Here is a 3,016-nt window from a genome sequence, read left to right as displayed (position 1 = left end):
TTAGAAAACGGATTTTGCTCCAACAAATCCTTGTCAAACGCAACTAAAAAAGCTGTCCTAAGACAACTTTTCACACACTGCTGTAACTCATTTTTTAGCGAGTACCACCGCAGAGTTGACAGAGCCGCAGTTCCATTTTTTTATAGACTTTGGATAAATCAGAAACTTTCAACAGTCTCTGAAAACATAGACTTGTTCTATAGTTCAGCCCTTTTTTCCTTGCGGAAGTAAGAAACAATACCAAAGACAAGAATCCAAATTGCTGAGCCAATAGCCGGTATGCGTGTATCTTTGAAGAAGAAGAGAGAGATGAAGATTAAAGCAAAAGCAACGATAGTAACGGGAATCAAGACATTAGGCACCGGAACTTTGAAACCATCTTCCATATATTCATCTGATTTTCTGTACTTTGTATAAGCGATGAGTGTCATGATGTAAACAATCAAGAAGAGATTGGTTGCGACACTTGTAATAAAGACGAAACCGTTAGAAACACCTGGAATAAGTGAGATAAACGGTGCTAAGAAAATCAAGGCTGCAGTGAAGAAGAGCGCATTGGTTGGGATACCGTTTTTAGAAAGTTTCGTGAAAGGTCGCAGGGCTTTGTCTCCATGTAATTTTGAAAGGGAGAACAGATTACGTGTTGTTGAAAAGAGAGCAGAGTTAAGCGCTGAAGCCGCTGAAGTTAAAACGACAAAGTTAATAAGTGCAGCTGCCCACTTGAAACCGATGAGGTCAAAAACCATGACAAATGGGGACTGATCTGCAGGAATGTCTGTCCAATGGTAAATAGACATGATGGCAGTCAGTGCTCCAATATAGAAAATCAAGATACGAATGGGAATCTGATTGATAGCCTTTTTAAGAGTTGGACGAGGGTCCAAAGTCTCTGCTGCAGTCATGCCGATAAATTCCATGGCTACAAAGGCAAACATAACCATTTGGAAGCTTCCGATAAAGTTAGCAACTCCATTTGGGAAGAAGGAGAAGTCTTTGACGACATTACTTAGACTGACCGTTGTTCCATCAGCTTGAAAACCTGTAAAAGCCATCACGATAGCGGTAACAATCAGACCGACAATGGCTATAATTTTTATCATTCCAAACCAAAACTCTGTTTCACCAAAGAATCTAGCGTTAAGCGTATTGAGTGCAGTTAAGGCTAGGAGGATAACTGTTTCGGTGAGCCACACGGGGACACTCGGTAGCCAGAATTGGATATAGACGCCAACGGCAGTTAATTCGGCCATTGCCATGAAAATAACGACAAGCCAATAGGACCATTGAATAAAATAACCGGCCTTGTTTCCAAGATAGCGGCTGACAAAGTTAAGAAAAGAGTGTTGCTCTGGGTCCATGTAGAGCATCTCACCAATTGCTCGGAGTAAGATAAACATCAGTGCTCCGATGATGATATAAATCAGTAGAATTGATGGTCCAGTCATGCTGATAGACTGTCCTGCTCCTAAGAAGAGACCTGTTCCGATAGTTCCAGCAATTGCGATAAGCTGGATGTGACGATTTTTCAGACCTCTTTGAGTCTGATTGTTTTCATTATTCATAAAAACCTTTCTGTAATTTTATGCACAATTATAAACATTATAAAGTAATTATATCGCTTTTGGATAAAATTGGCAAGATGAATGAGAAGATATTTTGATGAAGGGCTTAAAAAGTTTCTTTTCAGGTACATTCTGCTTTTATCGACAATGTTATCGCTTTCTTATGTGCATTTATCGCTACTTTTACCTTGAAGGATTTTTGTCTTTTAAATTTTCGGCAAAGGATTTAGAAAATTGCTCGGAGCATATTTAGACAGTTTTACACCAAATATCTTAATAGGAATAAGTGAGGCTTAGTGAAAGGCAATGTGAATAATTATACAAAACAAATGCAATCCATCTTGACATGAGACTGCTGAAAAAGAGCGCTAAATAGTTCAACCCCAAGCTTTTATCTCTACAGATTTTTGGGAAAAATCCCCAATGAAAAAAGCTTAACCCTATGTATAAGAATACTTCGGTTGAGCATTTTCATTTTTTGCATTTTTACTGAATCAGTCTCTTTCAACTTTTGTTGCAGACTCTGGTATAATAAAAATATGTTAATCATAAATGAACAATTGTTCGAGATTGAGGACTCAATCGATACTCTGGTCAAAGCCTTTTTAGATTTGCCACAAGTTGCTGTTTACCGTACCTTGAAAGCTGAGTTTGAAGCAGACAAGGACGTGCAGGATAAGTTACGGATTCTCACAGAAAATCAAGAGTACGTAGCTTTTCGTCCAGAGTTGCTAGAGTTAAGAAAGGAAATTTTATTCAACGAGAAGGTTTATAATCTGCGCGTTGCTGAAAATGACTTGCAGGAACTTTTATCCGATTTAACGAAAGACATTGCTTCATCAATCTCAGAACATATTTTTGTAGATGAAAATTTGCCCTTGAAAGGAGGGAGTCGCCATGAACGACATCATTAATCAAGAAACAGAAGAAAATAAATCAGAAAGTACAGCAGTTCGCCCACTGGATAAACAGAATAGAAGTGCCCTTTTTGTCTATTGTAATTCTTACAAAGGCAATAGGCAGTTGAACCGCTACGGGGACCTTGGCTATACGAGCCGCAAGGCACACTACAGCCTTCTTTATGTGAATGAGGAAGATGTGCCAGAGACGATCAAGAAGCTCAATGAACTCAAATTTGTGAAAAAGATACGACAGAGCCATCTTAAGGAAATCAATACAAACTTTTCAGAAGCTTTTGCTGAAACAAATGAAGAAATTAAAAGTCAGCTTGATGCTGCTTTAGCTAAACTATGATATTTCTATAGAAATTCTAGATAAAAACGATAGAGCAGGTTGTGAAAGAATATCGAAAAAAACTGCCTTTTATTGAAAAGAACCAAGTAAAATAGACACTGTAAAAAACTTACAGTACAATCTATTTTAGGAGGTTCTTTTTGCATGGCTAAAAAAGGAAGTAAATTCAAGAAATATAGCCTTGAATTCAAATTACAAGT

Annotated in this window: 3 protein-coding genes; 2 read left to right on the top strand and 1 reads right to left on the bottom strand. The window is 37.8% G+C overall.

Annotated features, from left to right (window positions below):
* Positions 1–197: 197 nt before the first annotated feature.
* Entirely contained in the window at positions 198–1,562 is a 1,365-nt protein-coding gene (locus tag ACGHCK_RS11355; RefSeq protein ID WP_202230439.1) for an amino acid permease, read from the bottom strand.
* 539 nt (positions 1,563–2,101) lie between these two features.
* Here ACGHCK_RS11355 and ACGHCK_RS11350 point away from each other — a divergent pair.
* The gene (locus tag ACGHCK_RS11350; RefSeq protein WP_202230438.1) at positions 2,102–2,476 is read left to right on the top strand and encodes a YlbF family regulator; all 375 of its coding nucleotides are present in this window, start codon (positions 2,102–2,104) and stop codon (positions 2,474–2,476) included.
* Positions 2,460–2,816, top strand: coding sequence for a YlbG family protein (locus ACGHCK_RS11345; RefSeq protein WP_251424016.1), 357 nt, complete (start codon positions 2,460–2,462; stop codon positions 2,814–2,816). The genes ACGHCK_RS11350 and ACGHCK_RS11345 overlap by 17 nt, the downstream gene beginning before the upstream one ends.
* The last annotated feature ends 200 nt before the right edge of the window (positions 2,817–3,016 follow it).

Source organism: Lactococcus muris (assembly GCF_042849115.1).
In the GTDB taxonomy this organism is placed as follows: domain Bacteria; phylum Bacillota; class Bacilli; order Lactobacillales; family Streptococcaceae; genus Lactococcus; species Lactococcus muris.
This window is presented reverse-complemented; position numbering and strand designations above follow the sequence as displayed.

Coding starts and splice junctions, on each gene's coding strand:
- ACGHCK_RS11355 (WP_202230439.1), bottom strand. CDS start 1,562: ATGAATAATGAAAACAATCAGACTCAAAGAGGTCTGAAAAATCGTCAC.
- ACGHCK_RS11345 (WP_251424016.1), top strand. CDS start 2,460: ATGAACGACATCATTAATCAAGAAACAGAAGAAAATAAATCAGAAAGT.
- ACGHCK_RS11350 (WP_202230438.1), top strand. CDS start 2,102: ATGTTAATCATAAATGAACAATTGTTCGAGATTGAGGACTCAATCGAT.